This window comes from Pirellulimonas nuda (genome assembly GCF_007750855.1).
GTDB lineage: Bacteria > Planctomycetota > Planctomycetia > Pirellulales > Lacipirellulaceae > Pirellulimonas > Pirellulimonas nuda.
Map to the genome: position 1 here is coordinate 362994 of NZ_CP036291.1, position 16070 is coordinate 379063.

14 protein-coding genes are annotated in these 16070 nt (G+C 68.1%); 8 read left to right on the plus strand and 6 right to left on the minus strand.

Features of this window, described 5'->3' with window-relative positions:
* Positions 1 to 334: 334 nt before the first annotated feature.
* On the minus strand, positions 335 to 1537 hold the full coding sequence (locus Pla175_RS01390) for an inositol-3-phosphate synthase (protein ID WP_145280596.1): 1203 nt from the start codon (positions 1535 to 1537) through the stop codon (positions 335 to 337).
* A 145-nt stretch (positions 1538 to 1682) separates the two neighbouring features.
* Between Pla175_RS01390 and Pla175_RS01395 the strand changes: the two genes are divergently transcribed.
* The gene (locus tag Pla175_RS01395; protein WP_145280598.1) at positions 1683 to 2879 is read left to right on the plus strand and encodes an amino acid aminotransferase; all 1197 of its coding nucleotides are present in this window, start codon (positions 1683 to 1685) and stop codon (positions 2877 to 2879) included.
* A gap of 188 nt (positions 2880 to 3067) precedes the next feature.
* On the opposite strand, the gene Pla175_RS25760 is transcribed toward Pla175_RS01395, so the two are convergent.
* Together Pla175_RS25760 and Pla175_RS01400 are read right to left on the minus strand one after the other, a co-directional pair.
* Positions 3068 to 3205 (minus strand): hypothetical protein, encoded by a 138-nt coding sequence (locus Pla175_RS25760; RefSeq protein ID WP_197527193.1) that lies wholly within the window; start codon positions 3203 to 3205, stop codon positions 3068 to 3070.
* 153 nt (positions 3206 to 3358) lie between these two features.
* Positions 3359 to 3637, minus strand: coding sequence for a ribbon-helix-helix domain-containing protein (locus Pla175_RS01400; protein WP_145280600.1), 279 nt, complete (start codon positions 3635 to 3637; stop codon positions 3359 to 3361).
* A 231-nt stretch (positions 3638 to 3868) separates the two neighbouring features.
* Between Pla175_RS01400 and glgA the strand changes: the two genes are divergently transcribed.
* The 4 genes from glgA to Pla175_RS01420 all read left to right on the plus strand — a co-directional run bounded on the left by glgA (position 3869) and on the right by Pla175_RS01420 (position 10513).
* Positions 3869 to 5359: a glycogen synthase GlgA gene (glgA, locus tag Pla175_RS01405; protein ID WP_145280601.1), complete on the plus strand. Its 1491-nt coding sequence runs from the start codon at positions 3869 to 3871 to the stop codon at positions 5357 to 5359.
* A gap of 172 nt (positions 5360 to 5531) precedes the next feature.
* Positions 5532 to 6500, plus strand: coding sequence for a galactose-1-phosphate uridylyltransferase (locus Pla175_RS01410; RefSeq protein WP_197527194.1), 969 nt, complete (start codon positions 5532 to 5534; stop codon positions 6498 to 6500).
* Between the two features lie 197 nt (positions 6501 to 6697).
* Positions 6698 to 7870 carry an ATP-binding protein gene (locus tag Pla175_RS01415; protein WP_145280606.1) on the plus strand — a complete coding sequence of 391 codons (1173 nt, stop codon included), beginning with the start codon at positions 6698 to 6700 and terminating at the stop codon, positions 7868 to 7870.
* Positions 7871 to 8329: 459 nt separating this feature from the next.
* Complete coding sequence (locus Pla175_RS01420; RefSeq protein WP_145280609.1) at positions 8330 to 10513, plus strand: alpha-amylase/4-alpha-glucanotransferase domain-containing protein; 2184 nt, start codon at positions 8330 to 8332, stop codon at positions 10511 to 10513.
* 6 nt (positions 10514 to 10519) lie between these two features.
* Here Pla175_RS01420 and bioD read toward each other — a convergent pair whose 3' ends face one another.
* Together bioD and Pla175_RS01430 are read right to left on the minus strand one after the other, a co-directional pair.
* Positions 10520 to 11167, minus strand: coding sequence for a dethiobiotin synthase (gene bioD / locus Pla175_RS01425; protein ID WP_145280611.1), 648 nt, complete (start codon positions 11165 to 11167; stop codon positions 10520 to 10522).
* Between the two features lie 161 nt (positions 11168 to 11328).
* Positions 11329 to 12195 (minus strand): shikimate dehydrogenase family protein, encoded by an 867-nt coding sequence (locus Pla175_RS01430; RefSeq protein ID WP_145280613.1) that lies wholly within the window; start codon positions 12193 to 12195, stop codon positions 11329 to 11331.
* Positions 12196 to 12418: 223 nt separating this feature from the next.
* On the opposite strand from Pla175_RS01430, the gene Pla175_RS01435 reads away from it, so the two are divergent.
* Entirely contained in the window at positions 12419 to 13234 is an 816-nt protein-coding gene (locus Pla175_RS01435) for a hypothetical protein (RefSeq protein WP_145280615.1), read from the plus strand.
* Positions 13235 to 13288: 54 nt separating this feature from the next.
* Positions 13289 to 14098, plus strand: a complete 810-nt coding sequence (locus Pla175_RS01440; RefSeq protein ID WP_145280617.1) for a hypothetical protein — start codon at positions 13289 to 13291, stop codon at positions 14096 to 14098.
* Between the two features lie 36 nt (positions 14099 to 14134).
* On the opposite strand, the gene Pla175_RS01445 is transcribed toward Pla175_RS01440, so the two are convergent.
* Positions 14135 to 15151, minus strand: a complete 1017-nt coding sequence (locus Pla175_RS01445; RefSeq protein ID WP_145280619.1) for an extracellular solute-binding protein — start codon at positions 15149 to 15151, stop codon at positions 14135 to 14137.
* Positions 15152 to 15322: 171 nt separating this feature from the next.
* Here Pla175_RS01445 and Pla175_RS01450 point away from each other — a divergent pair, with 171 nt between their 5' ends.
* Positions 15323 to 16063: an MBL fold metallo-hydrolase gene (locus tag Pla175_RS01450; protein ID WP_197527195.1), complete on the plus strand. Its 741-nt coding sequence runs from the start codon at positions 15323 to 15325 to the stop codon at positions 16061 to 16063.
* The last annotated feature ends 7 nt before the right edge of the window (positions 16064 to 16070 follow it).

The following is a 16070-nucleotide window of genomic DNA, read 5'->3' on the forward strand; positions in this document are numbered from 1 at the left end:
GCGCGTTTGGCGGGAAAGGCGGACAACGTTTTGCACTCGGGGCAGGGCGTCGTCAGACGCCCCTCACCCGTCGTGCGCGCATTGAAGCAACTACCCGCAATGCTAGTCAAGATGAATCGGCAAAGAACGCGCGGCCGCTACAGCTTTCCTGATCGGAACGAAGCAGTGGTTAGCTTTCAGCTTTCAGCTTTCAGCGGTCAGCTTTATGACGCTCGGGTTCCTCGTTCCAAAGCCGCCGACCTAGGATCGGCGCGCATTCGAGAAGCGCCGACCCTAGGTCGGCGGCTATTGGGTTCGCTTGGCGCGTCAAAAGCAGACCGCTGAAAGCTGACGGCTAAAGCGAAGCGCCGGCCGCCCACGACTCCAGCAGGTCATACTGCTTCACAAAGTCGGCGGTCGGGCCCCCTTGGGGGCTCTTGAAGAAGCTCGCCAGGTGGGTCAGCTCGCCCGATTCGCCACGCTCCGCCGAACGCGCCGCCAGCCGCGCCAGGTCCAGCACCAGCGGCGCCGCTAGGGCCGAGTCGCAGCCCTGCCAGGTGAGTTGCAGCGTCATCGGGGTGCCGAGAAAACCACGGAAATGGACGTGGTCCCAGGCGGTCTTCCAGTCCCCCAGGCTGCGGATGTACTCGATGGAGACCAGCGTCTGCGGGTCGTACCCAAGGATCTCCCCCAGCAGGTGGTCCTTGCTGCGGACCTTGGCGGCCTTGTTCACGGGGTCGTCCAGCACCTGGCCGTCCATGTTGCCGAAGATGTTGTGCCCCACCCAGCTCATCACCTCCAGGTTGCGGCGGGCGAACATCGGCGCCAGCACGCTCTTGAGCAGCGTCTCGCCCGTCTTGCCGTCGCGGCCCATGTGCACGGCGCCGCGTTCGGTCGCCAGCTCTCTCAGGGCAGGACAGTCCGACCCCAGCGACGGGGTGAAGTTGATGAACGGCTGGGCCAGCTCCAGCGCCGCGATCGCGTACAGCGTGCTGGCGCGGGCCAGGCAGGTGGAGTGGTTCTCCAGCGTGGCGTCGAACTCACGCCAACGCTCCGGCAGCAGCTCGGTCGGGGTCGCGGGTTCGGTCGAGGCGACCAGCATCACGACCACGCGCTCTAGCTTGTGGCGTGCCTGAAAATCGCGGAGGTCGCGCTTCACCTGTTCGATCTGCCCGCGGGGCGAGTCGGCGGCGATCGAGAACCCCTCGTCCGCCAGGCCCTCGATCGTCGACCCGCTGCGGTGCAGCACCCCGGGGCGGACCTCGCCGTCGTAGCGGTCGAGGTCGGGGAGGGTGGCGTCTACCAGGTCGCGGTCGATCGCGTTCGAAGCAGCCAGCGCCTCGGCCGTTTCTGCGGCGGGGGCCTGGCGGATGTCGTGCCCCCCCAGCACCAGGTCGGGCCACCCGGTCAGCCCGCAGCCGGCGAACATCGGCAGCTCGGTCACCAGGGCGGTGGGACGGGTCAGGCCACGCCGGACCGCCGCCAAGCCGACCGCCGCGGTCGTCGCCACGCCGCCGCGGGCGCCGATCAGCCAGAGTCCGGTTTTTGGAGACGGCATAGGAGGGTTCGACCCTGTTTGTGGGTTGCGCTGGGGCTTTATGATGCGTCGTTGGTTCGCGCCGACCGTAGGTCGGCTGCTATTGGGCCAAGCGTTGTCTGCTACAGCTAGCTTAGCTGGTTGGTTCTTGGATTCGAGGGTGGTGATGTTTCAGTCAGTAGTGAGTGCTCCCCCGGACCCCATTTTGGGGCTGACCGACGCCTTCAAGGCCGACCCGCGCGCGGACAAGATCAACCTGGGGGTGGGCGTCTACCAGGACGAGGCGGGCCGCACGCCGGTGCTGCCGGCCGTGGTCGAGGCGAGCCGCAGGGTGGTTGAGCGGTCCGACACCAAGAACTACCTGCCGATCCCGGGCGACCCCGCCTACGGGCTGGCGGTCCAGCAGTTGGCCTGGGGAGAGGGCCACGAAGTCGTCGAGAGCGGCCGGGCAGCGACGTCGCACACCCCCGGCGGCACCGGCGCCCTGCGGGTGGTGGGAGACTTCCTGCACCAGAACCTGCCGTCGACGACGCTGTGGCTAACCACGCCCACCTGGGCCAATCACCCCGCGATCTTCGCCGCGGCCGGGGTCCCTACCAAGACCTTCCCCTACTTCGACCCGCAGGCCAACGCGCTCGACCTGCCGGCGATGCTGGCCGCCATCAAGAAGATGCCCGCGGGGGACGCCATCCTGCTGCACGGCTGCTGCCACAACCCCACCGGCATCGACCCCACCGCCGACCAGTGGAAGCAAATCGCCGACGCCGTGTACGCCGCCGGCGTGCTGCCGGTGCTCGACTTCGCCTACCAGGGTTTCGGCGACGGGCTGAGCGAGGACGCCGCGGGGCTGCGGGAGTTCACCCGCCCGAGCGCCGAGCTGGTTGCGTGCAGCTCGTACAGCAAGAACTTTGGGCTGTACCGCGAACGCGTCGGCGCCGCGACGTTTGTCGCCGGGGACGCCGGCCGCTGCGCCGTAGTGCAGAGCCAGGTGAAGCGGGCGATCCGCGCCAACTACTCGAACCCCCCCGCCTTCGGCGCCGCGTTGGTGACCACCATCCTGGGCGACCCCAAGCTGCGCAAGCAGTGGGAGGGAGAGCTCGCCGAGATGCGCGGCCGCATCAACGGCATGCGGAAGCTGCTGGTGGACAAGCTCGCCGAGCACCGCGCGCCGGGCGACTTTGGCTTCATCGCCCACCAGCGCGGCATGTTCAGCTTCTCCGGCCTGACCGAGCCGCAGGTCGCCAAGCTCAAGAGCGAGCACGCGATTTACATGGTCGGCTCGGGGCGGATGAACGTGGCGGGGGTGACCCCCGCGAACGTCGACCGGTTGTGCGCGGCGGTGGCGCAGGTGCTGGGCGCTTAGTCGCGTGAGCAGCGGTTTAACGAGACCGCAATAGCCGCCGAGCTACGCCTCGGCGCGAGGGTGAGCTACTGCCTCGGGTGCCGCTTCAAGAAGGTTGCGACATCAGCCGGAAGCGGCCGCGATCGCGACACCCTGCGGATCGCTCGTCGGGTTGCCCAGCCGGACATGGATGTTCGTGTCGAACAAGATCACTCGCCACGCCCCTGGTAGATTGACTCACGGCTATCGTCCACGAAGTGGTCGACCCCCGGTCGGTTCGCTACCCATTCTTTCAGCTCGGCGACCCAAGCGTCTGCTTCTTCTTGTGCGCGTATCGGGCGTGTCATCGGCGCCACTGGGTCTGGCAAGTTCTCCAAAACAAGTGATTCCACAGCGTCTTGTCGTGAAGCAAAGACGCCCGAGGCAATCGCAGCGTCGAGTTTCTCGATGCAATGTGGGCTGATCTCAATCGTCATTTCGTAGCCCTCAGCAGGTTGGTGTCATCGAGTATCATCCATTGTCCCGGAGTAGATGCTGTCCCGACTATCATCGAAGTTCGCTGGGCCAGGAGGAAGTGTGGCTACCCACTTCTTCAGGTCAGCAACCCACGCAACCGCCTCCTCCATCGACCGGATCGGCTGTGTCCGGTAGCCGGGCGTTGTGGCCGGCAGCCCGCGTGCGATCGCTGCACTCACCGCCTCCTCGCGCGACGCGAACGCCCCGCTCGCCACCGCGGCGTCGATCTTGGCTAGGTTCTCTGCACTGATTTCAATTGTCATGCCACTTTCCTCCACCCTGGTACTCGGCACGCTCACCCTTCCTCCCACCTTCCAATTATACCGCCTGGAGCACCCGCAAGGGCCGCCCCGCCCGTCATCCGCCCTGCCGCGACCCTTCGGCCTGGAGAAACTACGCGCTTTGCCCCGATTGTGTTACGGTCAAGGAACCGCGTGCCCTCGGGCCGGCGGTCTCTCGTCGATCATCCTCCCCACCGTCGCGAGGCGTGCCGCGTGAATATCCTGTTCGCCACCACCGAGGCCGTGCCGTTCTGCAAGACCGGCGGCCTGGGAGACGTTTGCGGCGCCCTGCCGATGGCCCTTGAGCGGCTCGGCATGCGTCCGACCCTGATCCTGCCCGGCTTCCGCCACACGCTCGAGTCGGGCCAGCCGATCGAGCCCACCGGCATCCGTTTCGAGGTGCCCGTCGGCAAGCGCACCGTGGCCGGCGAGCTGCTGCGCAGCACGCTGCCGGGCTCGGCCGTGCCGGTCTACCTGGTGGAGCAAGACTACTACTTCAACCGCCAAGAGCTGTACCGCGAGAACGACCGCGACTACCACGACAACTGCGAGCGGTTCGTGTTCTTCAACCGCGCGGTGATGGAGGCGGTCACCCGCCTCGACCTGGCGCCCGACGTGCTCCACTGCCACGACTGGCCCACCGGCCTGCTGCCGGCCTACCTGAAGACCACGCCCGGCCTGCCCGAGGCGCTGCAGAACGTCGGCACGCTGTTCACCATCCACAACCTCGCCTACCAGGGGAGTTTCTGGCACTGGGACATGGAGCTCACCGGCATGGGCTGGGAGCACTTCAACTGGCGCCAGATGGAGTTCTACGGCCAGCTCAACTTCATGAAGACGGCCCTGGTGTTCGCAGACATGCTCAGCACCGTCAGCCCGCGCTACGCCGAAGAGATCCAATCGCAGCCGATGAGCTGCGGCCTGGAGGGGGTGCTGTCCGACCGATCGGCCGACCTGTTCGGCATCCTCAACGGCATCGACAGCGAGCAGTGGAGCCCGGCTGCCGACGCGCACCTGGCCGCCAACTACTCGATCGACAACTACGCCGAAGGCAAACGCCAGTGCAAGCAGGCGTTGCAGGCCGAGATGAACCTGCCGCAGCGGGCCGGCAGCCCGCTGTTTGCCAGCATCGGGCGCCTGGCGGAGCAGAAGGGGATCGACCTGGTGTGCGACCTGCTGCCGCGCTACGCCCGCGACGTCGACGCCCAGTGGGTGTTCTTGGGGACGGGCGAGTCGCACTACGAGAACCGCCTGCGGCAGCTCGCCGCGGAGTTCCCCGAGCGGATCGCCGTGAAGATCGGCTTCTCAAACCCGCTGGCGCACCGCATCGAGGCGGGCGCCGACATGTTCCTGATGCCCAGCCGCTACGAGCCGTGCGGGCTGAACCAGATGTACAGCCTGGCCTACGGCGCGGTGCCCATCGTCCGCGAAACCGGCGGCCTGGCGGACACCATCACCGACGCCAACCCGGGGGCGATCTCCGACGGCACGGCCAACGGTTTCTCGTTCGCCGACGCGTCGTCGTACGCCCTGAGCAGCACCATCGACCGCGCCCTGCGGGCCTACGTGGCGCCCGGGCTGTGGGAACAAATCGTCCGCACCGGCATGGCCCAAGACTGGACATGGGACGCCAGCGCCCATAAGTATGTTGAGCTGTACCAGCGGCTGATGTCGCGGAAGCGCGAGCCCGCGATGCAGTTTTGATGAAAATGACCAATGACCAAGCCCCAATGACCAGTGCGCGGTGGGTGCCTGGGGTCGAAGCGAAGCGGAGCCCCCAGGCGTTTGCCATCGAGTCGCTGCGGTAGTTCGAGCCGCTGCTGGGGGCTCCGGCCAACGCCTGCGACCCCAGCCACCCCATCATCGGAGTCTTGATTTGGGCCCGCAGCGCGACGACCCCCTCACCGGCCGGCGGACGCTGCTGGCGGAGAGCCGCGCCGGTAGGCCGAACGACCTCGACCCCGCGTCGGGCGCCGGGCCCACGGGCGAGGGCTGCCCGTTCTGCGCCGGCGCCGAACACCGCACGCCGGACCCGTTCGACCAACTGCTGGCCGGCGACGGCGCCTGGCTGGCCCGGGCGATCCCCAACAAGTACCCCGCCGTCGGCCAGCCCGAGCAAGGATTAGCGCCGGGGCTGCACGAGGTGCTCATCGAGTCCCCCCGCCACATCGACCGTGTCGGTCAGATGACCCCACGGGAGCTGCGCGCCGCGCTGACGCTCGCGGGCCGCCGCCTGCAGGCCGCGGCCGACGACGACCGCTTTGCGTACCGGCTGGTGTTCAAGAACCAGGGCCGGTCGGCGGGCGCCTCGCTGGGGCACGTCCACAGCCAGTTGATCGCGCTGGAAGAACTGCCCGGGCTGGTAGTAGAAGAGGTTGGACGCGCCGAGCGGTTCTTCCGCGACCACGGCCACTGCGCCACGTGCGACCTGATCGAACGCGAACGCGCCGCCGGCGTGCGTGTGGTCGCCCAGACCGAGCGGCTGATCGCCCTGTGCCCCGCCGCGGGCCGACAGCCATGCGAAACGTGGGTCATGCCGCGAGGGCACGCGCCGCGTTTTGAGCAGTGGGTCGCCGAGGCCGATGCGCTGCTGGAGCTGAGCGACATGTTGGGCCGCTTGGTCCCCCTGATCGAGGCCGCGATCGCCCCGCACGGGCTGAACTGGTTGGTCCAGACCCAACCCGGCGGCGTCTCGGACGCCGCCTACCACTGGCGGCTCGAGATCGTCCCCCGGGTGGGATCGCTCGCCGGCGCCGAGCTGGCCACGGGGCTGGGGCTGAATGTGCTGGCCCCCGAAATAGCGACGCAGCGGCTGCGTGCTGCGCTGCAAGAGCAAGCACAGTGACTAGCCGACGGGCTCCGCCCCGTCGCGGTGCGAGGAGAACATCGTCTATTCCGGCGCCCCGACGGGGCGCCAAAAAAACGTCCCGGCGTCGGCCATTGGGCTAGCGGGCACTTCTTGGCCGCATGGCTCATTTTGAACGAGTTTACCCAAGTTTATCAGTTGTTGATAAACCGCCATAACCTCGCTATAAACGCACCATGGACCCCATCCAGAACCCCTTTGCTCCCGGCGCCGGCAGCCCGCCGCCGGAGCTTGCTGGTCGCGACGACCTGCGTCAGCAGGTCCACATCGCCGTTTCCCGCGCACGCCTGGGGAACCACACCAAGAGCGTGCTAATGGTCGGCCTGCGCGGCGTCGGCAAGACGGTGCTGCTGGACCGCATGCGCGACGACGCCGAGGCCGCGGGCATCCACACGCTGCGGATCGAGACCCCAGAGAACCGCTCGCTGCCGGCCACGCTCGCGCCCGAGCTGCGGGTAGCGATCCTGCGGCTCTCGCGGGTCGCGCGGGCCAAAGACCTAGCCGGCCGCGCGCTCAGCGGGCTAGCGGGCTGGGTCAAGGCGCTCAAGTTTAAGTACCAAGACATCGAGGTGGCGCTCGACGCCGAGCCCGAGGCGGGCCTGGCCGACAACGGCGACCTGGAGCACGACCTGCAAGACCTGCTCGAGGTAGTCGGCCAAGCGGCCCAGGGCGCCGGGACCGCGCTGGCGCTATTCGTTGACGAGCTGCAGTACGTCCCCGAGGACGAGCTGGCGGCGCTGATCGTCGCGCTGCACCGCTGCGCCCAGCGGCGGCTGCCGATTATCCTGGTGGGCGCGGGTCTGCCGCAACTCCGGGGCAAGATGGGGCGGGCCAAGTCGTACGCCGAGCGGCTGTTCGACTTCCCGGTGCTCGGCCCCCTCTCGCGCGAGGCCGCCGACCAAGCGATCGCGATACCGGCCGGCGACGCCGGGGTAGAGTTCGACCCCTCGGCGCTCGAAGCGATTTACGAGCAGACCCAGGGCTACCCCTACTTCCTGCAAGAGTGGGGCAAGCACGTCTGGGAGGTGGCCGAGCGCTCTCCTATCACGCGGGCAGAGGTAGACGAAGCCACAAGGCTCGCGGTCGCGGCCCTCGACGCCAGCTTCTTCCGCGTCCGCCTCGACCGGCTTTCCCCCTCGGAAAAGCGCTACCTGCGCGCGATGGCCCAGATCGGCCCCGGCCCCCACCGCTCGGGCGACATCGCAGAAATCCTCGGCAAGAAGGTCACCTCCCTCGGCCCCACCCGCAGCAGCCTGATCGCCAAAGGAATGGTCTGGAGCCCCAGCCACGGCGACACCGGCTTCACGGTGCCGCTGTTCGACCAATTCATGCGCCGCATCATGCCGTAGCGGCTGCGCGGCGGGGGTGCCGCGGCTTCGCCGCGGGGGCTGGGGGTGGCGCTGCTGCGCAGCGGGGGCTGGGGACGCGCAAACGATGAGGCGCCGTCGCCCAGCTACGGAGTTCTTGCGTACCGCTTGCGATTCCCCAGCCCCGGGCCGAAGGCCCAGCGGCGCAGCCGCGAGCCCCCAGCCCCCGCGGCGTAGCCGCGCCACCCCCAGCCCCATTGGTGTAGCCGTTATCATCTGACATCTCGCAGTGGCGCTAAGCGATCAGGCAAGGGTTGCCGATCGAGTAGGTTAGCCCGCCCGCGAAGACCTGTGTGGTGGCGCCGATGGCGCCGTGCTGCTTGCGACGATCCTGGCGCTATTGGCGCCTGCATCGCATAGACGACCGGCGCCGGCTAGCGTTAGGATGCCAATCAGGCCGATCCCGCTCACCTTGCCACGTTTAAGCCCCCCGCTCTGCATATGACACCTTCCCTCCGGCTTGTCCTGGTCCTGCACAATCACCAGCCGATCGGCAACTTCGATGGCGTTTGCGAGCAGTCGTACCGAGACAGCTACCTGCCGTTCCTGGACGTGTTCGAGCGGTACGAGGGCCTGCCCATCGGCCTGCACACCTCCGGCTCGCTGATCGAGTGGCTTGAGGCCCGGCACCCAGAGTACCTAGACCGCGTCCGCGACCTAGTCGCCGCAGGCCGCATCGAGGTTGTGGGGGGCCCGTTCTACGAGCCCATCATGACCATGATCCCCAGCCGCGACCGCGTGGGGCAGATCACCCGCTACACCCGCTACCTGGAAGACCGCCTGGGGGCGACCGTACGCGGCATGTGGACCCCCGAACGCGTGTGGGAACAGTCGCTGTGCGGCGACCTGGTGCGGGCCGGCATGGAGTACACCGTGCTGGACGACTTCCACTTCAAGAACGCCGGCTGGGTGGACGGCGAGCTGGACGGCTACTTCGTCACCGAGCACGACGGCGCCCTGATGAGCGTCTTCCCAGGCAGCGAACGCCTGCGCTACACCATCCCGTTCCAAGAGCCGCACGAGACGATCGACTACCTGCGGATGGTGGCCGAGCGTTCGCCCGGCGCCGTGGTGGTGTTCGGCGACGACGGCGAGAAGCTCGGCTCGTGGCCCGACACCAAGCAGCACGTCTACGACAACGGCTGGCTGACGCGGTTCCTCGACACGCTGCGTGACAACGCCGATTGGCTGCAGGTCTGCACCCCCAGCCAGGCGCTCGAGGCGGCGCCGCCCATCGGCAAGATCTACATCCCCGAGGGGAGCTACCGCGAGATGACCGAGTGGGCCCTGCCCGCGGTGCAGCAGAACGTGTTCCACGACGCCAAGCACGACCTAGAAGACGCGCACAAGTGGGACGAGATCGCCCGCTTCGCCCGCGGCGGCTACTGGCGGAACTTCAAGGTCCGCTACCCAGAAACGGACGAGATGTACGCCCGCATGCTGCACGTCAGCCGACGCATCGAGTCGATGCAGAACGACGGCGCCGAGGGAGACCTGATCGACGCGGCCCTGACGGAGCTCTACCGCGGGCAGTGCAACTGCAGCTACTGGCACGGCGCCTTCGGCGGCGTCTACCTGCCCCACCTGCGCAACGCGGTCTACAACCACCTGATCGCGGCCGACAACCTGCTCGACCGCCACGAAGGGCGCGGCCTCGACTCGGGACACGCCGAGTGGGTCGAGCTGGACGCGGCCGACTACAACCTCGACGGCAAGAAGGAAGTCCGCCTGGCGTCGAACCGCTTGAGCGCGCTGGTGGCGCCGGCCGCCGGCGGCGTGATCTACGAGCTCGACTCGCGCACCATCTGCCACAACCTGCTGGCTACGCTCGACCGCCGCGAGGAGGCCTACCACCGCAAGGTGCTGGCCGGGCCGAGCGACTCCGGGGGCAAGGTCGCCAGCATCCACGACCGCGTGGTGTTCAAGCAGCCGAACCTCGACCAGATGCTGCAGTACGACGCCTACCCGCGCAAGGCGCTGGTCGACCACTTCTACGACCTGGGCCAGGACCTGGCCGGCGTGGTCGCCACCACCGCCCGTGAGCAGGGAGACTTCGTCGGCGGCGTGTACGAGACGCGCCTCCGCCGCAGCCCGGAACGGATGCAGGTGCAGATGACCCGCGACGGCCACGCCGACGGCACCCCGATCCGCATCACCAAGGGGATCACCCTCGAAGCCGGCGGCAGCGTGCTGGAGGTGGGCTACCTGCTGGAGGGCCTCCCCACCGGCCGGCCGATGCACTTCGCCGTCGAGTGGAACCTGGCCGGGCTCCCCACCGGCGCCGACGACCGCTACTTCCACTCGGGCGACGGCCAGTCGATGGGCCAGTTGGGCGATTGGCTCGACCTGCACGACGCCCACCGGCTGCACCTGACCGACCAGTGGCTGGGGATCGACGTCGGGCTGTCGGCCGACCGGCCCACGTCGTTCTGGACCTACCCGATCGGCGCGGTCAGCCAGAGCGAAGCGGGCTTCGAGCTGGTCCACCAGCAAGTCGTCGTGATGCCCCACTGGCGCCTGCAAGGCGACGACGAAGGCCGCTGGGCCGTCACGCTCCGCCTAGCGGTCGACACCTCCCTGGCCGAGAGCCGCATGGGGGAGCTAGTTGAGGCCGAGGCGGTGTGACCCATCCTACAAGCGCCAATCCACCTTTGCCCCGTGCCGCACGTGCGCCAGCAGCGGCGCGTCGCAGATGTTTTCCAGCTCGCGCGGATTGGACGCGGCGCTCAAGTCGCCGCTGGCGTTCACGTCGCACAGCACCACCCCCTTCACCTCGAGCCCGTACGCCCGCGCCGCCAGCAGCGTCAGCAGCGTGTGGTTGATCACCCCCAACCGGTTGGCCGCCACCACGATCAGCGGCAGGCCCAGGTCGCGGGCCAGGTCGGCGTTCAGGTCCTGATCGGAGAGGGGCGAGAGCAGCCCGCCGGCGCCCTCGACAATTAGCACGTCGCTCGCCGCGCGCCACGCGTCGAGCCCGCTCCGCAGCAGCGCCGCGTCGACGCTCTTGCCCTGCTCGCGCGCCGCCAAGTAGGGCGCCAGCGGCGCCTCGAACCGCTGCGGGCAGACCGCCTCGAGCGACAGCGGGGCGCCGGCCGCAGCCCACAGCGCCTGCGCGTCGTCGGAGACCAACCCCACACCATCGTGCACGCACCCGCTGGCGACCGGCTTGTATACGCCCACGCGCTTGCCAAGCGAAAGAAAGTACGCAGCAAGCTGCGCCGCGACGTAGGTCTTCCCAACGTCGGTGTCGGTCCCAGTGATGAAGTAACCGCGATGCATGCTGTATCGTTATGTAGGGTGCACGTAGTGCACCAGCCGTGCGCGCCGCATGGTGCACTGCGTGCACCCGACAACAACCCCACCATCCGCGGAGCGCGTCCCCAGCCCCCGCTGCGTTAGCAGCGCCACCCCCAGCCCCCAGCCCCTCCGCCGCAGGCGGACTACAGCCCCAGAAACTCTTCCGCCGCGTCCGCAAGCACCGCGGGGTCTACCTTCACGCCGGTCCAGGCTTCGAGGGTCATCGCGGTTTCCAGGGCCAGCAGCGTCACGCCTTCCACCCCCACGGCGCCGCGTGCGGCCGACTCGCGCAGCAGGCCGGTGCGGACCGATTCGAGCGTGGCGTCGATCACCACCATGCCGGGCCGCAGCGTGGCGAAGTCGATCCACGCCGGCGATACGGTCTTCTCCGAAATCTCCGCGGGGCGGACCACCACCGCGGTCGTCGGGTCGAGGGCCAGCTCGTCCCCCTCGTCGTAGCCCCCCGCCTCGATCTGCGCGTTCGGCACCGCGCCGCGGAGGTCCTCGGCCAGCCGCTCGGCCGGTTCGATGTCTGGCTCGGCCACCAGCAGCAACGCGCCTTGCTGGGCGAGCGCCAGGCCGATGCTCCGCGCGGCCCGCCCGGCGCCCAGCAGCACCGCCCGCCGGCCGTCGATCGGCCCGTGGGCCAGCGCCGCCCGCAGCACCGCCTGCCCCTCGAAGTCCTCCCCCACCAACACGCCGTCACGTTCGGCCAGGCAGCCGACCGACCCGCTGAAGCGGGCCGCGTCCGACAGCAGGGCCCCCGGGATCGCCTCGATCATCGCCGCGGCCGCGCCGCGGAACGCCTCGGCCAGCTTCACGCCGCGGAAGCCCAGGGCGGCCGCCCCGCGCAGCGCCTCGTCCAGCCGGTTGGGGCCGCACTCAAAGGAGAGGAACCGCCAGTCGAGCTCGGCCGACTCGAACGCCCGCTCGATCATGAAGTGCGTCGGGTCGCCGCTGACGCGGGGACCGATCAGGCAGCACTTTTCGATGAGCGGGGAAGCAGACAACGGCCGGGCCGGGTGAGGGTGCGGGGGGTGCTGTATTGTGGTTCGCAGCGGTGATAGATGATAGAGGTTAGATGGTAGAGGTTAGAGGATGGATGGTAGAGACGCGCAGGGCGTTACGCAGCCGCCGGCCTACGGTCGGCGCGTCGCCCCGAGATAACCAGGGTCGCGGCGGCAAGGTAAGATACAGCATCCCCGCATTCGTCCCACGGACCACTCACCAAGAATGCTCGAGCGCCTGCTCCTGAAGCTGCTGATCTACGTCCGCAACCGGCCGATGCTGCCGTTTTTGTTGGCGGCGACGGTGGCGCTGGGGACGCTTGGGATTCTTGCGTCGCGGGAAGGAGTTACGCGAGACCAGTGGCTGCCCATCGTGCTGATCGCGATCGCTTCCTCCCTCCCGGGCCTGTGTGGCGTCTGGTTGGGACAGTTGCGGCGCGGGTTCTCCCTCCGGCTCATCGTCACCCTTGGCGTTGCGTACCTGTACGCGTTTTGTGCGGCCGACGACGCGGTGGTCTTCGCGAGCGACCTGCTGCCGGTCATCTGTATCCATATCGCGCTGGTCGCTGTAGCCGCGTTGGCGCTGCGTTGCTTAAGGCGGGCGCTGGACGGGAACGCCGCGATGGGGGCGTGGCGATTCTCGATTCTTGATGGCCTCGAGCTGATGCTGTCCGTGGCGCTGGTCAGCGGCTTTCTAGCGAAGACACAATTCTCGCTCGCCGTCCAAGGGCCGTGGTACGCCTGGCCGATTGGCGCGCTGCCGCCCGCGATTGCCCTCGCGGTGTTTCTTTGGATTCGCGAGCCCGTCGCGAGGCTTGCGGCGATAGCCGTCGCGATCGCGATTGGATGGTGGACGACTCCGGCAGAATACGTCGACTTCTCCACGCTTGTCGCAATGTTACTCGTCCCCGCCGTCTGGCTCGCCGGCGTCGAGGTCCGCCGCCACCGCCGCGGGAAGCGCCCGGTGCGCGCGGAGAAGCCGGCGCCTCCCGCGGCGCCGAGGGCGCCCGATGAGGTCAAGGCGATCGACGTGCGGGCGTGAGTGGCGTGGCGTAGGATGGACCGGCCGCGTCTTGTTCCTCCTGAGTACGCCACGATGCTCCAGCGCCAGCTCCTCAAGCTGCGGATCTACGTCCGTAACCGGCCGCTGCTGCCGTTTTTGTTGGCGGCGACGGTGGCGCTGGCGGCTGTGCTTGCACTGCGTCGGATCGAAGCGATAGGGATGCCGAATTCGTACACCTTGCGACTGGTAGACACGGCTCTGTCGACGTTCATCGTGCTTGCTGGTCTATGGGTAGGTCAGTGGCGACGGGGTTGGTCACTACGCCTAGCGTTAGCGATGGGTGCGACAATTCCTGCTGGCGCCCTGATGATTGAACGATTCCGATCCGCTGGATTCGATTGGGGCTCTAGCTACGTCCTGAGTCCGCACTACCTTGTTTTCGTCGTGCTGATCGCCGTGCTGGCGCTGTGCGTCCGCGCCACGCGTATGGTGCATGACAATGGTTTTCCGAAAGCGCCGCTACGATTCTCGATATCTGACGGGCTAGAGGCGATGCTCGGCGTCGCGATTTGCAGCGTCTTCCTTGCGGCGCCCAATGCCGCGGAAGTTCTTCGCATACCGATCGCAAGCTATATCGGCCGAGTTGGGCCACCCATCATCACGCTTGCCGTCTTCACGTGGGTACGCAGCGCACCGGGGCGCTGCGTGTTACTGACGGTCATCTTCCTAGTATGGAATCAAGCGTTTCGGATCATGTACGGCGCCGAGTTTAGGCCGACGTTTGTCGCGCTCGCATCCCTCTCCTTTGTGGTCCCCGCAGTCTGGCTTGCCGGCCTCGAAGTCCGCCGCCGCGGGCGGCGGCCGCCGACGAAAGCCGCGGCGCTCGGCACGCGCCGAGCGTAGGTCGGCTGCACTTGGGCTTGGGGTGCCGCGGCGCGCTTACTTCTTGCCGGCGAACGTCACGGCCAGGTACGCCGCGGCGGCGTCCCAGCTCTTGGCGGCTTGGGTGAAGTCGACTTCCATCGCCTTCACGTCCGCGGGGGTCTTCACGCGCGGCTTCTCCTTGCTGTTCTTGTTCAGCGGGATCTGGGCGCCGCGGCCCATCGCGAGGCGGTCTTCTACCTCGGGGGAGAGCAAGAAGTCGACCAGCGCCTCGGCCTCGCGCGGGTGCTCGCTGTCCTTGATGAGCGCCAGCGTGTTGGGGATGAACAGCGTGCCGAGCTCGTCGTCGGCTTGGTCGGGGTAGACGATCGCCACCGGCGCCCCTGCTTCGACCTCGATGATGGCGTCGTCCGTGTCGGTGAGCCCAAAGGCCAACGCGCCGCTCGCCACGGCCTGGGCCACCTGCTTGTTGCCCGCCATCACGCGGCAGTTCTGCTGGACGCGGTCGAAGAACTCCTTGGCCCGCTCTTCGCCCAGCTTGTCCCACAGCACCGCGGCGTGGGTAGCGGTGGTGCCGAACAGCGGCTTGGCGACGCCCGCCTTGTCGTACCACTGCGGGTCGATGAGGTCGTTGACGCTGGTGGGCCGACGCGCCTCGGGCACGATGTTGGTGTTCACCAGCAGCACCCGCGCGCGGGCCGCCAGGCCGTGCCAGGCGCCGTCGGCCGCGCGGTACTGCGCCGGGAAGTCGGCGCCGTGGGCCGGGGCGTAGGGGCGCAGCATGCCCAGCTTCTCAAGCCGCAGCGTGTGCAGCGCCTCGTTGTTCCAGAACAGGTCGCAGCGGGGCCGGTCGCGCTCGGCGATGATCGCCTGCACCAGCCCGGTGGTCTTGGTGCTCTCGGTGTCGAAGCGGGCGTCCACCTCGATCCCGGTCTGACGCGTGAACGCCGCGAAGATGGGCTCAGAGAACTCTTGGTCGAGCGCGGCGTACACCACCACTTTCTGCGGTTGGGTGGGGGGCGTCTCGCAACCAACCAGCGGCAAGAGAGCGATCAAGGGGATCCATCGGAACATAAGTAGGGGCGAGGGGTTAGGGGTGAGCGAACGCAAACGGCCATGGGGAAAACGGCGGGAGACGGCGCCACGCTTGCGCGGTCTCGCCCGTCGCCCCTTAGTTGGACCCCGCCGCGGTCGCGTGCTAGAGTTTCTATTGCCGCCACACTCTCCGCGGATCCCGCCCCCATTATGCAACTCTACTTCCTCGGATCGGGCGGCTACCAGCCGAGCCTGCGGCGGCACACGGCGTGTCTGATGATACCCGAGATGGGGCTGGTGCTCGACGCCGGCACCGGGGCGTTCCGCATCGCGGACCTGGTGAAGACCGAAGAACTAACGGTGATCGTCAGCCACGCCCACCTCGATCACGTCGCCGGGCTCACGTTCTTGCTGGGCGCCTGCGGGCCCGACGCGGACGACCGCGTGTCGATCCACGCCCACCCAGAAGTGATCGCCGCGGTCCGCGAGCACGTGTTCGCAGAGCCCATCTTCCCGATCGTGCCGGCGTTCCGGCTGCTGGAACTCGACGGCCCGCTCAAGCTGCCGGCCGGGGGGACGCTGACGCACATCCCGCTGAGGCACCCCGGGGGCTCGATGGGGATGCGGCTCGAGTGGCCGGGGCACTCGATGGCGTACATCACAGACACCACCGCCCACGCCGGCGCCGACTACGTTGAGTTCATCCGCGGCGTCGACCTGCTGGTGCACGAGGCCTACTTCAACGAAGATGGCCGCGCGATGGCCGAGCTCACCGGCCATAGCTGCGTCGAAGACGTCGCCACGGTGGCGGCCGAAGCGGGCGTGCGGCGGATGGTGCTGGTGCACGTCGACCCCAAGGCCAACCCCGACGACCCGCTCGACCTGAGGGTGGCCCGCGAGCGGTTCCCCTCGCTGTCGGTCGGCTACGACGGCATGGTGGTGGAGTTCTGAGAATGGC

Bases quoted from the DNA above. Each gene is read 5' to 3' on its own strand.
- Pla175_RS01400 (WP_145280600.1), bottom strand. From the start codon at position 3,637: ATGACAATTGAAATCAGTGCAGAGAACCTAGCCAAGATCGACGCCGCG.
- Pla175_RS01450 (WP_197527195.1), top strand. From the start codon at position 15,323: ATGCAACTCTACTTCCTCGGATCGGGCGGCTACCAGCCGAGCCTGCGG.
- Pla175_RS01445 (WP_145280619.1), bottom strand. From the start codon at position 15,151: ATGTTCCGATGGATCCCCTTGATCGCTCTCTTGCCGCTGGTTGGTTGC.
- Pla175_RS01440 (WP_145280617.1), top strand. From the start codon at position 13,289: ATGCTCCAGCGCCAGCTCCTCAAGCTGCGGATCTACGTCCGTAACCGG.
- Pla175_RS01415 (WP_145280606.1), top strand. From the start codon at position 6,698: ATGGACCCCATCCAGAACCCCTTTGCTCCCGGCGCCGGCAGCCCGCCG.
- Pla175_RS25760 (WP_197527193.1), bottom strand. From the start codon at position 3,205: ATGACACGCCCGATACGCGCACAAGAAGAAGCAGACGCTTGGGTCGCC.
- Pla175_RS01435 (WP_145280615.1), top strand. From the start codon at position 12,419: ATGCTCGAGCGCCTGCTCCTGAAGCTGCTGATCTACGTCCGCAACCGG.
- Pla175_RS01390 (WP_145280596.1), bottom strand. From the start codon at position 1,537: ATGCCGTCTCCAAAAACCGGACTCTGGCTGATCGGCGCCCGCGGCGGC.
- Pla175_RS01420 (WP_145280609.1), top strand. From the start codon at position 8,330: ATGACACCTTCCCTCCGGCTTGTCCTGGTCCTGCACAATCACCAGCCG.
- bioD (WP_145280611.1), bottom strand. From the start codon at position 11,167: ATGCATCGCGGTTACTTCATCACTGGGACCGACACCGACGTTGGGAAG.
- Pla175_RS01395 (WP_145280598.1), top strand. From the start codon at position 1,683: ATGTTTCAGTCAGTAGTGAGTGCTCCCCCGGACCCCATTTTGGGGCTG.